Origin of the sequence: Hydrogenophaga sp. NH-16 (genome assembly GCF_004006415.1) — a bacterium.
Lineage (GTDB): Bacteria > Pseudomonadota > Gammaproteobacteria > Burkholderiales > Burkholderiaceae_C > Hydrogenophaga > Hydrogenophaga pseudoflava.
This window is the reverse complement of record NZ_CP029344.1, coordinates 968,095-989,424: the sequence shown is the minus strand read 5'-3', so window position 1 is coordinate 989,424 and position 21,330 is coordinate 968,095. Positions and strand designations below refer to the sequence as shown.

Here is a 21,330-nt window from a genome sequence, read left to right as displayed (position 1 = left end):
GTCAGCCGGCGTCCTGGAACAGCTGATCGCCCGAGGCCGGCGGCGCCACGCCCAGGTGCCGGTAAGCCGCCAGCGTGGCGGTGCGCCCGCGCGGCGTGCGCTGCAGGTAGCCCTGCTGGATCAGGTAGGGCTCGATCACGTCCTCGATGGTGTCGCGCTCTTCGCCGATGGACGCCGCGATGTTGTCCAGCCCCACCGGGCCGCCGTCGAAGCGGTGGATCACGGCTTCAAGCAGCTTGCGGTCCATCAGGTCGAAGCCCTGGGGATCGACGTCGAGCATGGTCAGCGCGCGGCCGGCGATGTCGGCCGTGATCCGACCGTCGCCCTTCACATCCGCGAAGTCGCGCACGCGGCGCAGCAGGCGGTTGGCGATGCGGGGCGTGCCGCGCGAGCGGCGCGCAATTTCAAACGAGCCGGCGGCGTCGATGGGTGCGTTCAGCAGGCCGGCGCTGCGCGTGACGATGCGCGAGAGCTCCTCGGCGGTGTAGAACTCCAGCCGCGCCACGATGCCGAAACGGTCGCGCAACGGGTTGGTCAGCATGCCCGCACGCGTGGTGGCGCCGACCAGGGTGAAGGGCTGCAGGTCCAGCTTGATGCTGCGCGCCGCCGGGCCCTCGCCGATCATGATGTCGATCTGGTAGTCCTCCAGCGCGGGGTAGAGGATCTCTTCAACGACGGGCGAGAGCCGGTGGATCTCGTCGATGAACAGCACGTCGTTGGGTTCGAGGTTGGTCAGCAGCGCCGCCAGGTCCTTGGGTTTTTCCAGCACCGGGCCGCTGGTCTGGCGCAGGTTCACGCCCAGCTCCTGCGCAATGATGTGGCTCAGCGTGGTCTTGCCGAGGCCGGGCGGGCCGAACAGCAGCACATGGTCCAGCGCCTCAGCGCGCTTCCTGGCGGCGCCGATGAAGATCTCCAGTTGCTCGCGCACCTTCATCTGGCCCACGTATTCGTCCAGCAGCTTGGGGCGCAGGGCGCGCTCGATCGCTTCTTCCTTGGGCGAAAAAGTGGTGGCGGAAACGACCCGCGGAGCGGGGGCGAAATCGTCGGTCTGGATGCTCACGGAGCCGACTATACAGGCCCGTTTCCGGGGCGTTGCTCAAGTCGGGAGCGCCGCCTGCCGATACCCGAAAGACCCCCGTTTTTCGCCGCCACCCGACCATGAACCGCACCGCCGCCCACCGCCCAGCGACCCCGACGCTGATCCGGACCGCCCTCGCTTCGGCACTGGTCATGGCAGCGGCCTGGTGCCTGACGGCACCGGGCACGGCCCGGGCCTCCGATGCTCCCAGCCACTCCGCGCCGCCGCCGGCTCCCATCGCGATGCCGGTGGGCACGGCCAAACCCGGCGCCCAGCCCCGGAACGCCGCGGCGACCCCGGCCGGCGCAACGGCCGCCGAGTCCCGCTCCGACCCGCAGGCGGTCGCCGCCAAGATCAAGGCGGTGCTGGACAAGCACCGCGGCACCGAGGTCGCACCGCCCGCCAACCACCAGACCGCCGACCGGGTGGCCAAGGCCATCCGCAACGGCCACGCCGCGCCCGAGGCCCACGGCAGCCCCGCGTCCAAGGGGCACGACCCGCACTGGTCCTACGAGGGCGCCTACGGCCCCGAGCACTGGGCCCGCGTGAAACCCGAGTTCAACGTCTGCGCCATCGGCAAGCGACAGTCGCCCGTGCATATCCAGGAGACCACGACGCTGCAGGGCCCGGCCGAGCCGCTGCAGTTCGACTACCGACCCACTGGCGGCAGCGTGGTGAACAACGGCCACACCATCCAGGTCGACCTGGAGCCGGGCAACACCCTGAGCGTGCGCGGCGCCACCTACGAGCTGCTGCAGTTCCACTTCCACCACCCGTCGGAAGAGCGGGTCAACCACCGCAGCTTCGCCATGGTCGCGCACCTGGTGCACAAGAACCACGAAGGCCAGCTGGCGGTGGTGGCGGTGCTGATCGACCCGGGCGCGGCCAACGGGCTGATCAACAAGGTGTGGACCCACATGCCGCTGGACAGCGGCGACCGGGTGCGCCTGCCCGCCGGGCTGATCGACCTGCGCGAACTGCTGCCCGCCGACCAGCGCTACTACCAGTTCATGGGCTCGCTCACCACGCCGCCCTGCACCGAGGGCGTGCTGTGGAATGTGCTCAAGACCCCGGTGACCGTGAGCCGGGAACAGCTCAAGCTGTTTTCACAGATCTTCCCGAACAACGCCCGCCCGGTGCAGGCGCTCAACGGGCGGATCGTGCGCGAGGGGATGTAGCCCCCACGCTCCGCCGCTGACGCGGGTCGCTGCCCCCCGAGGGGGCGCGAATTCAGCTTGGGGCGGCCCGGCGCTGAATCCCGTCGCCTCACGCTCCGCCGCTGTACGGGCCTTATTTCGCCAGCGACTTCAGCGCCAGCTTGATGCCCTCGCTCACGCCTACGCCGGCCGGCAGCGCCTTGAGCGCCGCTGCGGCGTCCTTCTCGTTGTAGCCCAGGGCCATCAGCGCCTGCTGGATGTCGCTGGCCGCATCGCCCACGGCGGCGGCTGCGCCCGGCAGCGGCAGGTCGGCGCCCAGCTTCCCCTTGAGTTCGAGCAGCAGGCGCTCGGCGGTCTTCTTGCCGATGCCCGGCACCTTGACGATGCGACCTGCCTCCTGCGCCGTCACCGCCTGTGCCAGCTCGGCGACGGACAGGCCCGAGAGCACCGAGAGTGCGGTGCGCGGACCGATACCGCTGATCTTGATGAGCTGGCGGAAGGCCTCGCGCTCGGCCGCGCTGCCGAAGCCGTAGAGGATCTGCGCGTCCTCGCGCACCACGAAGTGCGTCAGCAGCGACACCTTCTCGCCCGCCGCCGGCAGGTTGTAGAAGGTGCTCATGGGCACGTCGACCTCGTAACCGACCCCGTGGCAGTCGATCAGGATCTGGGGCGGATTCTTTTCCAGCAACGTGCCGGTCAGCTTGCCTATCATTGAGGGCCTTTCACCAATCAGCCCGGGATTATCTGTTTTGATCCTCCGCCACACCTTCTCGCCGCCCGACAACACCCGCATGGCCCACCTGTGCGGCCCGATGGACAGCCACATCCGCAGCATCGAGGCGGCGCTGCAGGTCAAGGTCGCGCACCGCTTCGAGCAGTTCCGCATCGAAGGCCCCAAGGCCAAGGCCAACCAGGCGCTGGAGGTGCTGCAGGCGCTGTACGAGATGGCGAAAAAGCCCATCCCCGAAGAAAAGGTGCAACTCATGCTGGCCGGCGACACGGCGCTGCCGCCCGGCGGCGACGAGGCCACCGCAATGCAGACGCGCCGCGGCGAGGTGCGCGGGCGCACGCCCAACCAGGCGCGCTACCTGGACAACATGGCCACGCACGACATCACCTTCGGCATCGGCCCGGCCGGCACCGGCAAGACCTACCTGGCGGTGGCCTGCGCGGTGGACGCGCTGGAGCGCAGCGCGGTACAGAAGATCGTGCTGACGCGCCCGGCCGTCGAGGCCGGCGAGAAGCTGGGCTTCCTGCCCGGCGACCTGGGCCAGAAGGTCGACCCCTACCTGCGCCCGCTGTACGACGCGCTGTACGACCTGATGGGCTTCGACAAGGTGCAGAAGGCCTTCGAGCGCCAGCAGATCGAGATCGCGCCGCTGGCCTTCATGCGCGGGCGCACGCTCAACCACGCGTTCGTGATCCTCGACGAAGCGCAGAACACGACCGTGGAACAGATGAAGATGTTCCTCACCCGCATCGGCTTCGGCAGCAAGGCCGTGGTCACCGGCGACGTGAGCCAGATCGACCTGCCGGTGACGCAGTTGTCCGGTCTGATCGATGCCGAGCGCGTGCTCAAGCGCGTGACCGGCATCGCCTTCAACCGCCTGACCAGCGCCGACGTGGTGCGGCACCCGCTGGTCGCCCGCATCGTCGACGCCTACGAGGCGCGCAGCCCCGGCGTGGCCGAGGCCCCGCGCGGCGGCCGCCGCAAATCCGCCTGACCCACCCGCCCGACGCCCCGACCATGGCCCTGCCTTCGCTTTCGCTTTCCCTGCAGTTCGGTGACCTGAAAGACGCCGCCCGCCACCGCGCCGCGCTGCCGCGCCACACCGTGATCCGCTGCATCCGCCACGCGCTGGAGGTCGACGCCGAGATCACCGTGCGCATCGTCGACGCCGACGAGGGCCAGGCGCTCAACCGCGAGTACCGCGGCAAGGACTACGCGACCAACGTGCTGACCTTCGACTACGCCACCGAGCCGGTGGTGATGGCCGACCTGGTGCTGTGCGCGCCGGTGGTGGCGCGCGAGGCGAAGGAACAGAAGAAGACCCTGGCCGCGCACTACGCGCACCTGCTGGTGCATGGCACCCTGCACGCGCAGGGCTGGGACCACGAGACCGGCGAGGAAGACGCCGAGGCGATGGAAGCGCGCGAGATTCAGATCCTCGCCGGGCTGGGCATCAAGAACCCGTACTGATCAGCGGACACACTGCCCCTCGATCTCCACCAGCAGATCGGCGCGGCACACATCGGCCAGCACATAGGTCACCGGCGCGGCGCCCAGGCGCTGCGCGACCACCTCGCGCACGGTGGCCAGGTCGGCCGTGTGGCGCACATAGGCCCGGTAGCCCAGGTCGCCCAGCGCGAACGGCCCGCTGCGGGACTTCAATGACGCCTGCGCCAGCACCGCTGCGATGTTGTCCAGGCTCTCCACGGTCTGCGCACGCACGTCGCCCGGGTGCACGGTCTCGTGCCCGACGATGCTGGCCGTGCCCGAGACGAACAGGATTTCCTGCCCCGGCGGGTGCACCAGCGCGGCGCGGGAGAAGGTCGGGCTGCGCGGGCCGTAGCGGTCCGGGTAGTGGAAGGCGCTGACCTGGCGCGGGTTTTCGACCGGCACGATGGGCGTCGGCCCGGCCAGGAAGGCCACCGTCAGCGGACCGGACGCCACGCCCAGCGCGCAGGCCGCCGGCACGCGCCCCACCACGCTGCGCGCCCCGGCTTCGAAGGCATCGCCGCGGCCGATGTTGAACTGGCGGTAGCGCTCCAGCCCGTCGGCTTCGCCGTTGATGTCGGCCATGTAGTTCCACAGCCGCCAGAGGTGGGGCAGGCCCTGGGCATCGAGCAGCTGGAAGATGCGTGCGTAGATGTCGAAGGCCGCCTGCTGCAGGGCGCTGCGGCCGGCCTCGGGGACCACGCCAGCCTCCTGCACATCAATCACCCCGAACAGCAGGTCGCCGCCGCGGCGCCACACCAACCCCTCATGCTCGCCGGTCAACACCGGCGCACCGTCCGGCAGCAGCCAGCACTCCCGCAGCGCCTCGCCACCGTCCAGCACCGGGGTCGGCAGGTGCTGCAGCGGCCAGGCCACCGCGGGCGGCGACGCGGCGCCGACGTGAAAGCCACCCAGCACCTGCCCGGTCGGCAACGAAGAAAAGGAACGGAGGCTCAGGAGCGACAGGCTCATGCGGTCAACAGCGAAAGAAACAGGAAGAACGCGCTCAGTGCATGCGCATCGGGATGGTGACCGGGCCGTCGTTGACCAGGTGCACCTGCATGTCGGCGCCGAAGCGCCCGGTGGCGACCTGCGGGTGCTGCGCCCGCGCCAGCCCGACGAAACGGTCGTACAGCGCCTCGCCCAGGGCCGGTGGCGCTGCGCCGGTGAAGCCCGGCCGGTTGCCGCCGCTGGTGTCGGCCGCCAGGGTGAACTGGCTGACGATCAGCAGGCCGCCGCCCTCGTCCTGCACGCTGCGGTTCATCTTGCCGGCCTCGTCGGCAAAGATGCGCAGCTTCAGGATCTTGGCCAGCAGTTTCTGCACCACGGCCTCGGTGTCCGCAGGCTCGGCACAGACCAGCACCAGCAGGCCGGCGCCGATCTGCCCGACCGTCTCGCCAGCGATGTCGACGCGGGCCTGGCTCACCCGTTGCAGCAGCGCGATCATTTCAGGTCCACCTCATCGTAGAAATGCGCCTCCACGTCCGAGGGCAGCAGCTGAATGCTGGCGCGCAGCCCCGGCACCGCGCTCATCAGCGCCTGTTCCACGCTGGTGCGCACCGCAGCCGCACGGCCCAGGGTCCAGGCCGCGGGCATGTGCATGTGCAGGTCCACGAAGCGCCGCTGGCCCGCCTTGCGGGTGCTGACGTGGTCGAAGCGGATGATCTGCGTGTCGCCGCGCGTGTGGGCAAAGCCGGCCAGGGTCTGTTCGATGGTGGCCAGCACCTCGGGCTCGACCGCCTCGTCCATCAGGCCCTGGGTCGAGCGCCAGATCAGGTGGAAGCCTTCCTTGAGGATGTTCAGCGCCACGCCGATGGCCACCACCGGGTCCAGCCACATCCAGCCCGTGAGCTGCACCAGCGCGATGCCCGCCACCACGCCGGCCGAGGTCCAGACGTCGGTCACCAGGTGTTTGCCGTCGGCCTCCAGCGCAATCGAGCGGTGCTCCTTCGCCGCGCGGAACATCACCCAGGCCAGCAGGCCGTTGAGCGCCGAACTGGCCACCGACAGCGCCAGCCCCCAGCCTACCTGCTCCAGCGGCTGCGGGTCGAGCAGGCGCTGACCGGCGGTCCAGACAATGCCCAGCGCCGCGACGATGATCAGGATGCCCTCGAAGCCCGAGGAGAAGTACTCGGCCTTGTGGTGGCCGTAGGGGTGGTCGTCGTCGGCCGGACGCGCGGCGATGGTGACCATGACCAGGCCGAACACCGCGCTGGCCAGGTTCACCAGCGACTCCATGGCGTCCGACAGCAGGCCGACCGAGTCGGTGACCCACCAGGCCAGGGTTTTGAGGGTGATGGTGATGATGGCCACCACCACCGACGCCATGAGCAGGCGGCGGGGTGTGAGCCAGGATGAAAGAGAGGCGCTCATGGTGCGATTGTCGCCCGGCGATCTGGTGAAACTCTGGCGCCTGAAGCGTGTAATTTTGTAACCACCCGGTATCCATTCGGTGCCAGAATGGCCCGGGAGCGACACAAGCATGAACCACCCCACCCCCGCTGACGACACGTTCTGGATCGGTCCCACCGACGCCTGGCTGCTGGCCGAGGGCAGGCACCTGCGACCCTGGCAGAAGCTGGGTGCCCACCCCACCATCCTGGGGGGGGGGAGCGGTGTGGCCTTCGCCGTCTGGGCACCGGCCGCTCGCTGGGTCGGGCTCAGCGGCGACTTCAACGGCTGGCAGCCGCAAGGCATGCGCCACCGGCCCGAGTGCGGTGTGTGGGAGCTGTTCGTGCCCGGCGCAGGTGTGGGGGCCTGGTACAAGTTCCAGGTCGAAGGGGCCGACGGCCGCACCGTGATGAAGACCGACCCCTATGCGCGCGAGACCGAGCTGCCGCCCGGCAACGCGGCCCGGGTCTGCGAGCCGCTGCGCAGCGCCCCCGCCCCCTCCGGCCCGCACCAGAGGCCGCCCGTGCCGATGGCGATCTACGAGGTGCACGCCGGCTCCTGGAAGCGCCCCGGCGGCCGGGACGTGATGCCCACCTGGGACGACCTGGCCCGACACCTCGTGCCCTACGCCACCAGCCTGGGCTTCACCCACCTGGAGCTGCTGCCGGTCAGCGAACACCCGTTCTACGCCTCCTGGGGCTACCAGCCCACCGGCCTGTACGCACCCACCGCGCGCTATGGCCGGCCCGACGGCTTCCGGCGCTTCGTCGACGCGGCCCACGCCGCCGGCCTGAAGATCATCCTGGACTGGGTGCCGGCGCACTTCCCGGCCGACGAACACGCGCTGGCCCGCTTCGACGGCACCGCGCTCTACGAACACGCCGACCCGCGCGAGGGCTTCCACCGCGACTGGAACACCCTGATCTACAACTTCGGCCGCCACGAGGTGAAGAACTTCCTGGTCGGCAATGCGCTGTACTGGATCGAGCAGTACGGCATCGACGGGCTGCGCGTGGACGCGGTCGCCTCCATGCTCTACCGCGACTACAGCCGTCCTGCGGGCGAGTGGGTACCCAACAAGGACGGCGGGCGCGAGAACTACGAGGCCATCGCCTTCCTGCGCGAGGTGCACGAGGTGCTGCAGCGCGAGGCACCGCAGGCCATGACCGTGGCCGAGGAGTCGACCGCCTTCCCGCAGGTCACCGGCGCGGTGCAGCACGGCGGCCTGGGCTTCGACCACAAGTGGAACATGGGCTGGATGCACGACACCCTGGCCTACATGTCGCAGGATCCGGTGCACCGGCGCTGGCACCACCACAAGATGAGCTTCGCGATGATGTACGCCTACAGCGAAGACTACGTGCTGCCGCTCTCTCACGACGAGGTGGTGCATGGCAAGGGCTCGCTGCTGGGCAAGATGAGCGGCGACCCCTGGCAGAAGCTGGCCAACCTGCGCGCGCTCTACGCCTGGATGTACGCGCACCCGGGCAAGAAGCTGCTGTTCATGGGCGCCGAGCTGGCCCAGCCCACCGAGTGGAACCACGACGCCGAGCTGCCCTGGCACCTGCTGGAGCAGCCGGCCCACGCCGGCGTGCAGAACCTGGTGCACGACCTCAACATGCTCTACCGCCAGGAGCCGGCGCTGCACGCGCGCGACACCGAACCCGACAGCTTCCGCTGGCTGGTGGTGGACGACGCCGACCAGTCGGTGCTGGCCTTCGTGCGCTTCGGGCGCGCGCTGGAGGACACCCTGGTCGCGGTGGCCAACTTCACACCCGTGGTGCGGCACGACTACCGCGTCGGCCTGCCGCACGACGGCGCCTGGACCGAGCGCCTGAACACGGATTCGAGCCACTACGGCGGCGGCAACGTCGGCAACCACGGGCGGGTGCAGGCGCAGCACCAGCCGCTGCATGGTCAGGGCTGGTCGGCGCCGCTGACCCTGCCTCCTTTGGGCGTCCTTTTTCTGCAACCCGAGAAGACATGACACATCCGGCCGCACCGGCGCTCGGCGCACACCTGGCCTGCGAACACGGCCAGGACGGTGTGCGCTTTGACGTCTGGGCGCCCGAGGCCACGGCGGTGGAAGTGCAGCTGTTTGGACCGGACCGCACGCCCACCGGTGTGCTGCCGCTGGACGCAGCGGGCGACGGCCTCTGGTCGCGCTTCGTGCCCTGCCTCGGCGCCGGCCAGGCCTACGGCCTGCGCGCGCACGGCCCCTGGAACCCCGAGACAGGACACCGCTTCAACCCGGCCCGCTTGCTGATGGACCCCTGGGCGCCCGGCTTCGTCGGCGACACCGCCCGGCTGGCCCTGCAGACCGGCCACGCGGTGGCCAACCCGCTGCAGCCGGTGGAGTCCTGGGCGCAGCACCGGCCCGAACCCGCGGACAACGCCACGGCCATGCCGCGCTGCCTGGTGGTCGACACCACGGCCGAGCTGGCGGCGGGTGCCGCGATCGCCCCCGGCCCTGGCACCGCGCCCGACCGCGTCGTGCTCTACGAGGCCCATGTGAAGGCGCTGACCCGGCTTCACCCCGAGATCCCGCCCGCGCAGCGCGGCACCTACGCCGGTCTCGCCCACCCCGCCATGCGGGACCACCTGCGCCGCCTGGGCGTGACCACGGTCTGCCTGCTGCCGGTGCACGCCTTCACCAGCGAGCGCCACCTGCTCGCGCGTGGCCTCACCAACCACTGGGGCTACAACACGCTCAACGCCTTCACACCGCACGCCGGCTACGCGGCCTGCACGGCGGGGCGCGACCCGGTGGACGCCGCCGAGGCGCAGGCGGTGCGCGACGAGTTCCGTGCCATGGTCGACGCCCTGCACCGCGACGGCATCGAGGTGGTGCTGGACGTGGTGTTCAACCACACGGCCGAAAGCGACCTCGACGGCCCGACGCTCTCGTGGCGCGGCCTGGGCCAGAACCACTGGTACGCCATGGGCGAGCGCGGCGTGCCGCACAACTTCAGCGGCACCGGCAACAGCCTTAACGTGAGCGAGCCGCGCGTGCTGCAGTGGGTGATGGACAGCCTGCGCTGGTGGGTCGTGGCCTACGGCGTCGACGGATTCCGCTTCGACCTGGCGGTCTCGCTCGGCCGCGACGCCTCGCAGGGTCATCGCTTCCAGCGGCATCACGCGCTGCTGGCCGCGATGCGGCAGGACCCGCTGCTGCGCGGCGTGCGCCTGATCGCCGAACCCTGGGACATCGGCCCCGACGGTCATCACACGGGCGGTTTCGCGGCCGGCTGGCTGGAGTGGAACGACGCCTTCCGCGACGGCGTGCGCGCCTTCTGGCTCGGCCACCCGGCCACGCGCGGCGAACTCGCCACCCGCGTCTGCGGCAGCAGCGACAAGTTCCGCCACAGCGCCCGCACGCCGCTGGCCAGCGTGAACCTGCTGACCGCCCACGACGGCTTCAACCTCGCCGACCTGACCGCCTACGCGCGCAAGCACAACCGGGCCAACGGCGAAGACAACCGCGACGGCCATGGCCACAACCTCTCGGCCAACGGCGGCACCGAAGGCCCCACCGACCAACCGGCCGTGCTGCGGCGGCGCGGTCGCTGGCGCCGCGCGCTGCTGGCCACGCTGTTCTGCGCCCAGGGCACACCGCAGCTGCTGGCCGGCGACGAGATCGGCCACAGCCAGCGCGGCAACAACAACGCCTACTGCCAGGACAACGCCCTGACCTGGCTGGATTGGCCGCACGCCGACCCGGCGCTCGCAGGCTTCGTGGCCGGCCTCACCGCCCTGCGCCGCGCCCACCCGGGCCTGCGGCAGGCGCGCTGGTTCGACGGCCGGCCGCCCTCGGATGGCGCCACACCCGACATCGCCTGGTTCGACACCGACGGCGCGCCGCTGAGCGCCCCCGCCTGGCGCAGCCAGGAGCACCGCACGCTGGCCGCCATCATCACGGTCGGCGAGGGCGGCCAACCCGCGCAGGAATCCCTGCTGGTGGTCTGGCACGCGGGCGAAGCCGCCGAGTTGCAGTTGCCACCAGGGCTCTGGGCGCTGCGGCTGGACAGCGCCCGGGCGCTGGTGGTCGCGGGTCCCGACGCCCCAGATGGCCCCAGTATCGAAGGCCGGCTGCTGCTGAGCGAGCCGACGGTGTGCGTGCTGGTCCGGGCCTTGCATGGCCCGTCGAACCCCACCGACCCCGTTTCATGAACGCCACCATCCACCCCCTGCTCGCGCGCCGCACCAGTGGCGTGCTGCTGCACATCACCAGCCTGCCCGGGCCCCACGGCTGCGGCGACCTTGGCCCCGCCGCGCGCCACTTCGTCGACTGGCTGTCCGCCGCCGGCCAGTCGCTGTGGCAGGTGCTGCCGCTCTCGCCCGCCGGCCCCGGCAACTCGCCCTACCAGAGCGTTTCGGCCTTCGCCGGCAACCCGCTGATGGTCGACCTCGACGACCTGGTGCGCCAGGGCTGGCTGCCCTGGACACCGCGCCAGGGCTTCGACCACCACCGCTGCGACTTCGAGCGCGTCGCCCCCTGGCGCATGGCTTGCCTGCGCAAGGCCTGGAACGGCTTCGCCGAGCGCGCCAGCGACGAGTGCCGCGCCGCCCTGGCCGACTTCTGCGCCGAACACGCGCACTGGCTGGACGACTACGCACTGTTCATGGTGCTGAACGAGCGCTACGGCGGCCCCTGGTCGCGCTGGCCCGCGCCGCTGGCCCGGCGTGAGGCCGCCGCGCTGGACGAGGTGCGCGCGCAGTCGGCCCACGCCCTGGGCTTCTGGCGCTTCGTGCAGTGGCGCTTCTGGGTCCAGTGGCAGGGCCTGCGCGACTATGCGCGCTCGCAAGGTGTGCACATGGTCGGCGACGCCCCGATCTTCGTCGCCCACCACAGCGCCGACGTCTGGGGCCACGCCGAGCAGTTCCTGCTGGACGAGCGGCTGGAGCCGCACGTGGTGGCCGGCGTGCCGCCCGATTACTTCAGCCCCACCGGCCAGCGCTGGGGCAACCCGCTCTACAACTGGGACACCATGGCGCACCACGGCTACCGCTGGTGGAAGGACCGGCTGGCGCACCAGTTCCGGCAGGTCGACATCGTGCGCCTGGACCATTTTCGCGGCTTCGAGTCGCACTGGGAAATTCCCGCCAGCGAACCGACCGCGGTGGCCGGCCAGTGGCAGCCGGGGCCGGGCCTGCGCTTCTTCGACGCCATCACCGACGAGCTCGGTCCGCTGCCCATCATCGCGGAGGACCTGGGCCTGATCACCCCCGAGGTCACTGCGCTGCGCGAGGCCTGCGGCTTCCCGGGCATGCGCATCCTGCAGTTCGCCTTCGGCAGCGGGCCGAAGAACCCCTACCTGCCGCACAACCTGGAGCGCCACGCCGTGGCCTACACCGGCACCCACGACAACGAGACCACCGTCGGCTGGTGGGCCAGCGCGCCGGCCGGCGAGCGCCACGCGGCGCTGGACTACCTGGGCCCCTGCATCGCCACCGAACCGCACTGGACCCTGGTGCGCGCGGCCTCGCAGTCGGTGGTCAACACCGTGGTGGTGCCGTTCCAGGACGTGCTCGGCCTGGACACCCGCCACCGCATGAACACCCCCGGCATGGCCACCGGCTGCTGGGAGTGGCGCTTCGAATGGAATCAGGTCAACCACGAGCCGGCCGAACGCCTGGCCGCGATGACCCGTGCCCATGGGCGATGGCAAGCACCCTGAACACCCCCTTCACCACAACAACCACCGGAGACACCCATGGACAAAACCTCTCCCCAGCAACTGGCGCGTCGCACCATCGGTCTGGTGCTCGCCGGCGGCCGCGGTTCGCGGCTGAAGGCGCTGACCGACCGGCGCACCAAGCCGGCCGTGTACTTCGGTGGCAAGTTCCGCATCATCGATTTCGCGCTCTCCAACTGCCTGAACTCCGGCGTGCGCCGCATCGGCGTGCTCACCCAGTACAAGTCGCACTCGCTGCTGCGCCACCTGCAGCGCGGCTGGAGCTTCCTGCGCAACGAGTTCAACGAGTTCATCGACCTGCTGCCCGCCCAGCAGCGCATCGACGAGGACAGCTGGTACCTGGGCACGGCCGACGCGGTCTACCAGAACCTGGACATCCTGCGCGCCCACAACCCCGAGTACATCCTGATCCTGGCCGGCGACCACATCTACAAGATGGACTACGCCGAACTCATCGCCGACCACGTGGCGCAGGGGAAGAAGTGCACCGTGGCCTGCATCGAGGTGCCGATCGCCGAGGCCAGCGCCTTCGGCGTGATGGCCATCGACGACCAGCGCCGCATCGTCGAGTTCGTCGAGAAGCCGGCGAACCCGCCCGCCATGCCCGGCAAGCCGGAGGTGTCGCTGGCCAGCATGGGCATCTACGTGTTCGACGCCCCGGCGCTGTTCGCCGCGCTGGAGAAGGACGCCGCCATCCCCGGCTCCAGCCGCGACTTCGGCAAGGACGTGATCCCCGCCATGGTGGCCGAGGGCCAGGCCGTGGCCCACCCCTTCGGCATGTCCTGCGTCAAGAGCTCGCCCGAGGCGCCCGCCTACTGGCGCGACGTCGGGACGGTGGAGGCCTACTGGGCCGCCAACCTGGACCTGACCAACACCATTCCCGAGCTGGACATGTACGACCGCGACTGGCCGATCTGGACCTACCAGGAGCAGCTGCCGCCGGCCAAGTTCGTGTTCAACGACGACGGCCGCCGCGGCATGGCGGTGGACTCGCTGGTCTCGGGCGGCTGCATCATCTCGGGCGGCTCGGTGAACCGCTCGGTGCTGTTCTCCAAGGTGCACATCCACTCCTACGCCGAGGTCGACGAGGCGGTGCTGCTGCCCGAGGTCGACGTCGGCCGCGGCTGCAAGCTGCGCAAGGTGGTGATCGACAACGGCTGCGTGATCCCGCCGGGCATGCAGATCGGCTACGACGCCGCCGAGGACGCGAAACGCTTCTACCGCTCGGAAGGCGGCGTGGTGCTGGTGACGCGCGCGATGCTTGAGGCCCTGAAGTGAGCCTGCGCGTCCTCTACGCCTGCTCCGAGGTCTTTCCGCTGCTCAAGACCGGCGGTCTGGCCGACGTGAGCGCGGGCCTGCCGCCAGCCCTGGCAGCGCAGGGCGCCGACGTGCGCCTGCTGCTGCCGGCCTTTCCGTCCATCGTGGCGGGTGTCGTGCCCGAGGGGCCGAGCCTGCTGGTGCCTGGCGGCGACACCGTGGGTCTGCCGCATGGCCTCGGCCCGCGGCCCGGCACCGTGAACGGCCCCACGCCCTGGCTGCGGCGCGGGCACATCGAGGCGTCGGGCCTGCCGGTGTGGCTGCTGCACGCGCCCGGCCTGTACGACCGGCCCGGCAACCCCTACCAGGACGCCAGTGGCAAGCCCTGGCCCGACGCGGCCGAACAGTTCGCCTGGCTGGGCTGGGCCGCCGCTCTGCTGGGCACCGGTCTGGACAGCGGCTGGGTGCCCGACGTGGTGCACGGCCACGACTGGCACACCGGCCTGGCCTTCGCCTACCTCCACCGGCTGGTGGCGGCTGGCCACCGCCGCCCGGCCGGCGTGTTCACCGTGCACAACCTGGCCTACCAGGGCGTGTTCGGCCCGCAGGTGCGCGAGCGCCTCGGCCTGCCCGACGAGCTGTTCCACCTGCACGGCCTGGAATTCCACGGCCAGGTCTCGTTCATGAAAGCCGGCCTGCAGTTCGCCGACGCCATCACCACCGTCAGCCCGACCTACGCGCGCGAGATCACCGGCGCCGAACAGGGCTGTGGCCTGGACGGCGTGCTGCGCGAGCGGCGCGACCGCCTGCACGGCATCCTCAACGGCGTCGACGATGCGGTCTGGGACCCGGCGAACGATGCCCTCGTGCAACCCGGCTTCAGCGCCGACGACCTGCGTGGCAAGGCGGCCGCCAAGGCGCGGCTGCAGCAGCGCCTTGGCCTGCAGGTCCTGCCCGACGCGCTGCTGTTCTGCGTCGTCAGCCGCCTGACCGAGCAGAAGGGCCTGCACCTGCTGCCCGGCGTGGTCGACGAGCTGGTGCGCCGCGGCGGCCAGCTGGCCGTGCTCGGAGCGGGCGACCCGCTGATCGAGCAGGCGCTGCAGCACGCGGCGCAGCGCCACCCGGGTGCGGTGGGTCTGCACATCGGCTACGACGAAGCGCTCGCCCACACCGTCATCGCTGGCAGCGACGTGATCCTCGTTCCCTCGCGCTTCGAACCCTGCGGCCTGACCCAGCTCTACGGCCTGCGCTACGGCACGCTGCCCCTGGTGCGCGCCGTCGGCGGCCTGGTCGACACCGTCACCGACAGCAGCCTGGAAAACATCGACGACGGCCGCGCCAGCGGCTTCGTCTTCCACGGGCTGACCGAGGCCGAGCTGCACGCGGCGCTGCGCCGCGCCTTCGCCCTGCGCCGACGCGAGGCCGACTGGCGCGCCGTCCAGCGCCACGCCATGTCGCTGCGCTTCGACTGGGCGCGCGCCGCCACCGACACCCTCAAGGTCTATGCCCAGGCACGAGCCGATGCCACTGGCACGGCATCTGCTTGATCCGACCACCCTCTGCCTTTGGACTGCACCGACATGACCAACACCCTCCCGACGACCGCCACCGGCACCGCCACCGCCCCGTTCGAGTACGAACAGCTGGAGAACAGCGTCGCGGCATTGCGCGTGTCCATCGCCAACCGGCTGGTCTACGCCGTCGGCAAGGACCTGCGCTCGGCCACCCGCCGCGACTGGCTGTTCGCCCTGTTCCACGCGGTGCGCGACCGCATGATGCACAAGTGGCGCGAGACCCTGGCGGTCTCGCAGGACAGCGACGCCAAGCGCGTCTACTACCTCTCGATGGAGTTCCTGACCGGCCGGGCGCTCACCAACGCCCTGCTCTCGGTCGGCATCTACGACGACGCCAGGGAGGCCTGCACCCAGCTGGGCGCCGACTTCGACGCCCTGATCGACCTGGAGACCGACGCCGGCCTGGGCAACGGCGGCCTGGGTCGTCTGGCCGCCTGTTTCCTCGACTCCATGGCCACGGTCGGCCTGCCCGGCATGGGCTACGGCATCCGCTACGACTTCGGCATGTTCGCGCAGAAGATCGTCGACGGCCGACAGGTCGAGGAACCGGACTACTGGATGGTCAACGGCAACCCCTGGGAATTCATGCGCCCCGAGTTCAGCTACGAGGTGCAGTTCGGCGGCCGTCTGGTGCAGGAGGGGGACCACGTGCGCTGGGTCGACACCGACGACGTGATCGCCACCGCCTACGACACCGGCGTGCCCGGCCACGAACTCACCAGCGTCTCCACGCTGCGCCTGTGGACCGCGCGCGCCACCAGCGGCATCAACCTCGACGCCTTCAACAAGGGCGACTACATGCGCGCGGTGGAGGCCAAGAACGAATCGGAGAACGTCTCGCGCGTGCTCTACCCCGACGACTCCACCGAGCACGGCAAGGAGCTGCGCCTGCGCCAGGAGTATTTCTTCGTCAGCGCCTCGCTGCAGGACATCCTGCGCCGCTACCTCAAGAGCCACGGCAGCTTCGAGCAGCTGGCCGACAAGGTCGCGATCCACCTCAACGACACCCACCCCGCGCTGGCAGTTCCCGAGCTGATGCGCCTGCTGGTGGACGAGTACCAGGTCGAGTGGGACGCCGCCTGGGCCCTGTGCCAGCGCATCTTCAGCTACACCAACCACACGCTGATGAGCGAGGCGCTGGAGACCTGGCCGGTGGACCTGATGGGCCGGCTGCTGCCGCGCCACCTGCGCATCATCTACGACCTCAACGCCCGCTTCCTGGCCGAGGTGCATGACCGCTTCCCGAACGAGAACGACCTGCTGCGCCGCGTCTCCCTGATCGACGAACACGGCCAGCGCCGCGTGCGCATGGCCTACCTCTCGGTGCTGGCCAGCCACAAGATCAACGGCGTCTCGGCCCTGCACAGCGACCTGATGGTCAAGACCATCTTCGCCGACTTCGCGCGCCTGTGGCCCGAGCGTTTCAACAACAAGACCAACGGCATCACGCCGCGGCGCTGGCTCTCGCAGGCCAACCGGCCGCTGTCGGCGCTGATCGACGCGCGCATCGGCACCACCTGGCGCCGCAACCTGGACGAGCTGGAACAGCTGCGGCCGCTGGCCGACGACGCGGAGTTCCAGAGCGCCTTCCGCCTGGCCAAGACGCAGAACAAGAAGCGGCTGGCCGAGCGCATCGCGCAGGAGACCGGCATCGTCGTCAGCACCGACAGCCTGTTCGACGTGCAGATCAAACGCATGCACGAGTACAAGCGCCAGCTGCTCAACCTGCTGCACGTGGTCACGCGCTACCAGCAGATCCTGGCCCACCCCAACCACAACTGGGTGCCGCGCACGGTGATCTTCGGTGGCAAGGCGGCCTCGGCCTACTACATGGCCAAGCTGGTGATCAAGCTGATCAACGACGTGGCGCGCGTGGTCAACCACGACAAGCGCGTGGGCGACAAGCTCAAGGTGGTGTTCATGCCGAACTACCGCGTCTCGCTGGCCGAGGTGATCATCCCCGCCGCCGACCTGTCGGAGCAGATCTCCACCGCCGGCACCGAGGCCTCGGGCACCGGCAACATGAAGTTCGCGCTCAACGGCGCACTGACCATCGGCACCTGGGACGGCGCCAACATCGAGATCGCCGAGAACGTGGGACTGGAGAACATCTTCATCTTCGGCCACCGCACCGAGCAGGTCGCGGCCCTGCGCGCCAGCGGCTACAACCCGCGCCGCTACTACGACCACAACTACGACCTGAAGACCACCATCGACCGCATCGCCGAAGGCGCCTTCAGCCCGGAAGAGCCCAACCGCTTCCACGACATCACGCGCACCCTGCTGGAGTCGGACTACTACCTGCTGCTGGCCGACTACGCCGACTACATCGCGACCCAGCAGAAAGTCGACGAGCTCTACCGCCGCCCGAACGAATGGGCGCGGCAGGCGATCCTCAACGTCGCCGGCATGGGCATGTTCTCGTCCGACCGCACGATCCGCGAGTACGCCGACGACATCTGGAAAGTCAAACCCCTCTTCCAGTGACGCGGGCGCAGCCCGCGTGACAGAATCCGCCGCATGCGGAACAGCGGCGGATCGTTGCGGTGGTGGTGGCTCGGCGGCGCGGTGCTTTCCGCTGCAGGCTCGGTCATGATCGCCCGCCAGTCCATCGACGAACAGCGCGCGCTGTTCGAGACCGACGCCCGCATCGTGCACCGCCTGCTGAGCCAGCAGGTGGTGCAGCACGATGCCATTCTCGACACCCTGGCCCTGCTGCAACCCGCGCCCGGCGCGCCCGTCAGCGCCGCGCCCGAACAGCGGCTGCCGTCCCTCTATCCCCACATCCTGTCGGTGCAGCGGCGCGAGCGCGGCGCGGCCTGGTCCGACCCCGATCTGGCCGCGGCGGAGCAGCGCTCGGCGCAGGACCGCCGGCCGGCGCTGGCCCGCCCGGACCTGGCCTCGGGCCGCTACCGCCTGGTGCTCGCCGCCCAGCCCACCGCCTACGCGCTGACCATCGACCTGCGCGGCATGGTGCCGTGGTCCGAATGGCCGATGACGCCCGAAACCAGTCCGGTGCGGGTCGTGCTGGAACACGAGGGCCAGCGCCACGAACTGCAGCCCGGCGATGCGGCCGCGCTGGCCAGCCCCGGCGGCTGGCGCTTCGAGTTCCACAAACACCTGGCCGCCGCCAGCCAGCCCTTCGACGTGGTGGCCGAGCGGCGGCTGGGCTGGTCACAACTGCCCTGGGGCCTGATGCTGGCGTGGACCACCCTCGTCGCGACGGCGCTGACGCTGGGCGCGCAGTGGCAGCGCCAGCGCACCGCGCGCCGGCGCGCCGAGGAACTGCTGCGCCTGGGCCAGGTGGCACGCCTGAACACCCTGGGCGAACTGGCGGCCGGCATGGCGCACGAGCTCAACCAGCCGCTGACCGCGGTGCTGGCCAACACCCAGGCCGCGCAGCGCCTGCTGGCCGAGGACCCGCCCGAGCTGGACACGGCGCGCCAGGCCATGGCGCAGGCGGCGGACCAGTCGCGCCGCGCGGCCGAGGTGGTGGGCCGCCTGCGGCGCACGGTGGAACGGCCCGGCACGCCAGACGGTGCGACGACCGCCGCCGTGCTGTCGCTGGATCTGGCCGAGGCGGCGCGGCGGGCGGTGCACCTGCTCGAACCCGAGTGCCTGCGGCGCGGTGTCGCGCCGCAGGTGCAGGCCGACGCACCGGTGCTGGTCACTGGCGACCCGGTGGCGGTCGACCAGATCGTGCACAACCTGCTGATGAACGCCCTGCAGGCCATGGACACGGAGCCCGCTGCGCAGCGCGCGCTGCAGCTGACGCTGCGCAGCGACGGAGACGCGGGCGAACTGGCCGTGGCCGACCGCGGACCGGGCATCGCCCCCGAGGCCTTGCCGCACCTGTTCGAGCCGTTTTTCTCCACCCGCGACGGTGGTCTGGGTCTCGGCCTGTCGCTGTGCGAGACCCTGGCCCAGGGCATGGGCGGCTCGCTCGCCGCCGCGAACCGCCCGGACGGCGGAGCCGTGTTCACCCTGCGCCTGCCCCTCAAGGACGCGCCATGACCAGCCTCTCGCCCACCATCCACCTGATCGACGACGACGCGGCCGTGCGCGAGAGCCTTGCCTTGCTGATCGGCACCGTGGGCCTGCGCGTGACGGCCTGGGCCGACCCGCAGGCCTTCCTCGACAGCTTCGACCGCGAGGCCATCGGCGCCATCGTGCTGGACGTGCGCATGCCCGGCATCAGCGGCCTGACGGTGCTCGACACCCTGGTGGTGCAGGGCGTGGACCAGCCGGTGATCATGCTCACCGGCCACGGCACGGTGGAGATGTGCCGCCGCGCGTTCAAGGCCGGCGCAGCCGAGTTCCTGGAGAAACCGGTCAACGACGAGCTGCTGATCGAGGCGCTGCAGGCCGCCGTGCGCCAGCACGTGCGCACCCGCGAACGCCACCAGGCCGACCGCGCGGCGCGCGAGCGCTACGCGCAGCTGTCCGAGCGCGAGCGCGAGGTGCTGGGCCTGATCGTCGCCGGTCTGACCAACAAGGAGATCGGCCGCGCGCTTGAACTCTCGCCGCGCACCGTCGAGACCCACCGCGCCAACCTGTTCGCCAAGCTGCAGGCCGAGTCGCTGGCACAGCTGATCCGCCACTACGCGGCGCTGGTGGACGAGGCCTCCGCCGGCTGAAGGCCCGGTCGTCGACGGCGCTCCGTAGTTTTACGGAGCCTGGCGCGTAGCCGTCCGAATGTCGCGGAAGGGCGCGAATTTCTACAGTTCTCCCACGGTTGATCCAACCGCATCCACCCAAAGGAGAACCCCATGAAAGCCATTGTTTCCGCATCCGCCGTCGCCCTGTCCCTGATCGCCGGTGCCGCCAGCGCACAGGCTGTGCGAACCGAAAAGAACATGTCGCTGGAGCTGGCCAACCAGATCGCCGCCGCCACCGTGGCCGCCTGCGCCGCGAACAACTACAACGTCACTGCCGCCGTGGTCGACCGTGCCGGCGTGCTGCGCGCGCTGCAGCGCGCCGACAACGCCGGCCCGCACACGGTGGATGCCGCGCAGGGCAAGGCCTACACCTCGGCTTCCGCCCGCAACACCACGGCCGCGATGCTGGAGAACGTGCAGAAGAACCCCGGCGCTGCCACGCTGGTCGACATCCCCGGCTTCCTGGTGCTGGGCGGCGGTGTGCCGGTCAAGGTCGGCAACGAAGTGATCGGCGCGGTGGGTGTGGGTGGCGCGCCCGGCGGCCATCTGGACGAACAGTGCGCGAACGCCGGCATCGCCAAGGTCGCGGACCTGCTGAAATGAAGACGCCGCTGCGGGCCATTGCCCTGGCCCTGTCGCTCGCACTGGGCAGCGTCGGCGCGCAGGCCCAGGTGGCACCGAGCGCGGCCGAGGCAGCGGCGTACACCGGTCTACACGCCGCGGCGCACAAGGGCGACGTGGCCAAGATCCAGCGTCAGGTGGCCTCGGGTGCGGCGCTGAACGCCACCGACGCCTACGGGCGCACACCGCTGCATGTGGCGGCGTTCGCCCGCCAGCGCGAGGCGATCCGCGCGCTGGCGAAAGCCGGCGCCGATCTGAACACGCTGGAGAACGACCGCTACGACGCCGTCACCATCGCGTCGGTTGCGGATGACGAAGCCACGCTGAAGGTGCTGCTGGAACTGGGGGCGAGCGCGAAGCAGGTGACCAGCCGCTACGACGGCACAGCCCTGATCGCGGCGGCGCACCTGGGGCATGACGGCGTGGTCCGGCAGCTGATCGCGGCCGGTGCGCCGCTGGACCATGTGAACAACCTGCACTGGACGGCGGTGATCGAGTCGATCGTGCTGGGCGACGGCGGAGCGCGGCACCAGGCGACGTTGAAGGCCCTGATCGACGCTGGCGCGAACCTGCAGCTCGCGGACCGCAGTGGTCAGACGCCACTGGTGCTGGCGAAGGCCCGTGGGTACTCAACCATGGTTTCTATGCTCGAGAAGGCTGGGGCGCGTTGAGCCCCTGGC

The 21,330-nt window shown here is 70.4% G+C and carries 18 protein-coding genes; 13 read left to right on the top strand and 5 right to left on the bottom strand.

Going from position 1 to position 21,330, the window contains the following annotated elements; genetic code table 11:
• Position 1: 1 nt before the first annotated feature.
• The gene (gene ruvB / locus DD542_RS04790; RefSeq protein ID WP_127804183.1) at positions 2-1,060 is read right to left on the bottom strand and encodes a Holliday junction branch migration DNA helicase RuvB; all 1,059 of its coding nucleotides are present in this window, start codon (positions 1,058-1,060) and stop codon (positions 2-4) included.
• A gap of 98 nt (positions 1,061-1,158) precedes the next feature.
• On the opposite strand from ruvB, the gene DD542_RS04785 reads away from it, so the two are divergent.
• Complete coding sequence (locus DD542_RS04785) at positions 1,159-2,256, top strand: carbonic anhydrase family protein (RefSeq protein WP_079366644.1); 1,098 nt, start codon at positions 1,159-1,161, stop codon at positions 2,254-2,256.
• A 112-nt stretch (positions 2,257-2,368) separates the two neighbouring features.
• Here the strand turns inward: DD542_RS04785 and ruvA are convergent, their stop codons facing one another.
• Entirely contained in the window at positions 2,369-2,947 is a 579-nt protein-coding gene (gene ruvA / locus DD542_RS04780) for a Holliday junction branch migration protein RuvA (RefSeq protein WP_066155117.1), read from the bottom strand.
• Between the two features lie 37 nt (positions 2,948-2,984).
• On the opposite strand from ruvA, the gene DD542_RS04775 reads away from it, so the two are divergent.
• Both DD542_RS04775 and ybeY read left to right on the top strand, forming a co-directional pair.
• Positions 2,985-3,959, top strand: a complete 975-nt coding sequence (locus DD542_RS04775; protein ID WP_066155120.1) for a PhoH family protein — start codon at positions 2,985-2,987, stop codon at positions 3,957-3,959.
• A 23-nt stretch (positions 3,960-3,982) separates the two neighbouring features.
• On the top strand, positions 3,983-4,435 hold the full coding sequence (gene ybeY / locus DD542_RS04770) for an rRNA maturation RNase YbeY (RefSeq protein ID WP_066155126.1): 453 nt from the start codon (positions 3,983-3,985) through the stop codon (positions 4,433-4,435).
• On the opposite strand, the gene DD542_RS04765 is transcribed toward ybeY, so the two are convergent.
• From DD542_RS04765 to DD542_RS04755, 3 genes are read right to left on the bottom strand one after another with little or no spacing between them, the layout of a single operon-like run.
• A complete protein-coding gene (locus DD542_RS04765) occupies positions 4,436-5,425 on the bottom strand; it encodes a hypothetical protein (protein ID WP_127804181.1) in 990 nt (329 codons plus the stop codon).
• Positions 5,426-5,459: 34 nt separating this feature from the next.
• Positions 5,460-5,900, bottom strand: a complete 441-nt coding sequence (dtd, locus tag DD542_RS04760; protein WP_127804179.1) for a D-aminoacyl-tRNA deacylase — start codon at positions 5,898-5,900, stop codon at positions 5,460-5,462.
• Entirely contained in the window at positions 5,897-6,826 is a 930-nt protein-coding gene (locus DD542_RS04755) for a cation diffusion facilitator family transporter (RefSeq protein ID WP_127804177.1), read from the bottom strand. The genes dtd and DD542_RS04755 overlap by 4 nt, the downstream gene beginning before the upstream one ends.
• A gap of 109 nt (positions 6,827-6,935) precedes the next feature.
• Between DD542_RS04755 and glgB the strand changes: the two genes are divergently transcribed.
• From glgB to DD542_RS04705, 10 genes are all read left to right on the top strand, one after another.
• Positions 6,936-8,831, top strand: a complete 1,896-nt coding sequence (gene glgB, locus DD542_RS04750; RefSeq protein ID WP_127804175.1) for a 1,4-alpha-glucan branching protein GlgB — start codon at positions 6,936-6,938, stop codon at positions 8,829-8,831.
• Complete coding sequence (gene glgX / locus DD542_RS04745) at positions 8,828-11,014, top strand: glycogen debranching protein GlgX (protein ID WP_127804173.1); 2,187 nt, start codon at positions 8,828-8,830, stop codon at positions 11,012-11,014. Before glgB ends, glgX begins: the two co-directional genes overlap by 4 nt.
• Complete coding sequence (malQ, locus tag DD542_RS04740; protein WP_241559680.1) at positions 11,011-12,522, top strand: 4-alpha-glucanotransferase; 1,512 nt, start codon at positions 11,011-11,013, stop codon at positions 12,520-12,522. The genes glgX and malQ overlap by 4 nt, the downstream gene beginning before the upstream one ends.
• A 36-nt stretch (positions 12,523-12,558) precedes the next feature.
• A complete protein-coding gene (glgC, locus tag DD542_RS04735) occupies positions 12,559-13,818 on the top strand; it encodes a glucose-1-phosphate adenylyltransferase (protein ID WP_127804171.1) in 1,260 nt (419 codons plus the stop codon).
• Positions 13,819-13,820: 2 nt separating this feature from the next.
• A complete protein-coding gene (gene glgA, locus DD542_RS04730; protein ID WP_127807280.1) occupies positions 13,821-15,344 on the top strand; it encodes a glycogen synthase GlgA in 1,524 nt (507 codons plus the stop codon).
• Between the two features lie 33 nt (positions 15,345-15,377).
• Positions 15,378-17,858 (top strand): glycogen/starch/alpha-glucan phosphorylase, encoded by a 2,481-nt coding sequence (locus DD542_RS04725; RefSeq protein ID WP_127804169.1) that lies wholly within the window; start codon positions 15,378-15,380, stop codon positions 17,856-17,858.
• A gap of 33 nt (positions 17,859-17,891) precedes the next feature.
• Positions 17,892-19,385: an ATP-binding protein gene (locus DD542_RS04720; protein ID WP_127804167.1), complete on the top strand. Its 1,494-nt coding sequence runs from the start codon at positions 17,892-17,894 to the stop codon at positions 19,383-19,385.
• Positions 19,382-20,008 (top strand): response regulator, encoded by a 627-nt coding sequence (locus tag DD542_RS04715; protein ID WP_127804165.1) that lies wholly within the window; start codon positions 19,382-19,384, stop codon positions 20,006-20,008. The genes DD542_RS04720 and DD542_RS04715 overlap by 4 nt, the downstream gene beginning before the upstream one ends.
• A 132-nt stretch (positions 20,009-20,140) precedes the next feature.
• Positions 20,141-20,632 (top strand): heme-binding protein, encoded by a 492-nt coding sequence (locus DD542_RS04710; RefSeq protein ID WP_127804163.1) that lies wholly within the window; start codon positions 20,141-20,143, stop codon positions 20,630-20,632.
• Positions 20,629-21,321, top strand: a complete 693-nt coding sequence (locus DD542_RS04705) for an ankyrin repeat domain-containing protein (protein WP_127804161.1) — start codon at positions 20,629-20,631, stop codon at positions 21,319-21,321. Before DD542_RS04710 ends, DD542_RS04705 begins: the two co-directional genes overlap by 4 nt.
• Positions 21,322-21,330: the final 9 nt, after the last annotated feature.

What these genes read in the sequence shown, in the direction of transcription:
- glgX (WP_127804173.1), top strand. Translation starts at nt 8,828, where the DNA reads ATGACACATCCGGCCGCACCGGCGCTCGGCGCACACCTGGCCTGCGAA.
- DD542_RS04725 (WP_127804169.1), top strand. Translation starts at nt 15,378, where the DNA reads ATGACCAACACCCTCCCGACGACCGCCACCGGCACCGCCACCGCCCCG.
- DD542_RS04765 (WP_127804181.1), bottom strand. Translation starts at nt 5,425, where the DNA reads ATGAGCCTGTCGCTCCTGAGCCTCCGTTCCTTTTCTTCGTTGCCGACC.
- dtd (WP_127804179.1), bottom strand. Translation starts at nt 5,900, where the DNA reads ATGATCGCGCTGCTGCAACGGGTGAGCCAGGCCCGCGTCGACATCGCT.
- DD542_RS04755 (WP_127804177.1), bottom strand. Translation starts at nt 6,826, where the DNA reads ATGAGCGCCTCTCTTTCATCCTGGCTCACACCCCGCCGCCTGCTCATG.
- malQ (WP_241559680.1), top strand. Translation starts at nt 11,011, where the DNA reads ATGAACGCCACCATCCACCCCCTGCTCGCGCGCCGCACCAGTGGCGTG.
- DD542_RS04785 (WP_079366644.1), top strand. Translation starts at nt 1,159, where the DNA reads ATGAACCGCACCGCCGCCCACCGCCCAGCGACCCCGACGCTGATCCGG.
- ybeY (WP_066155126.1), top strand. Translation starts at nt 3,983, where the DNA reads ATGGCCCTGCCTTCGCTTTCGCTTTCCCTGCAGTTCGGTGACCTGAAA.
- DD542_RS04720 (WP_127804167.1), top strand. Translation starts at nt 17,892, where the DNA reads ATGCGGAACAGCGGCGGATCGTTGCGGTGGTGGTGGCTCGGCGGCGCG.
- DD542_RS04715 (WP_127804165.1), top strand. Translation starts at nt 19,382, where the DNA reads ATGACCAGCCTCTCGCCCACCATCCACCTGATCGACGACGACGCGGCC.
- glgC (WP_127804171.1), top strand. Translation starts at nt 12,559, where the DNA reads ATGGACAAAACCTCTCCCCAGCAACTGGCGCGTCGCACCATCGGTCTG.
- DD542_RS04705 (WP_127804161.1), top strand. Translation starts at nt 20,629, where the DNA reads ATGAAGACGCCGCTGCGGGCCATTGCCCTGGCCCTGTCGCTCGCACTG.
- ruvA (WP_066155117.1), bottom strand. Translation starts at nt 2,947, where the DNA reads ATGATAGGCAAGCTGACCGGCACGTTGCTGGAAAAGAATCCGCCCCAG.
- glgB (WP_127804175.1), top strand. Translation starts at nt 6,936, where the DNA reads ATGAACCACCCCACCCCCGCTGACGACACGTTCTGGATCGGTCCCACC.
- DD542_RS04710 (WP_127804163.1), top strand. Translation starts at nt 20,141, where the DNA reads ATGAAAGCCATTGTTTCCGCATCCGCCGTCGCCCTGTCCCTGATCGCC.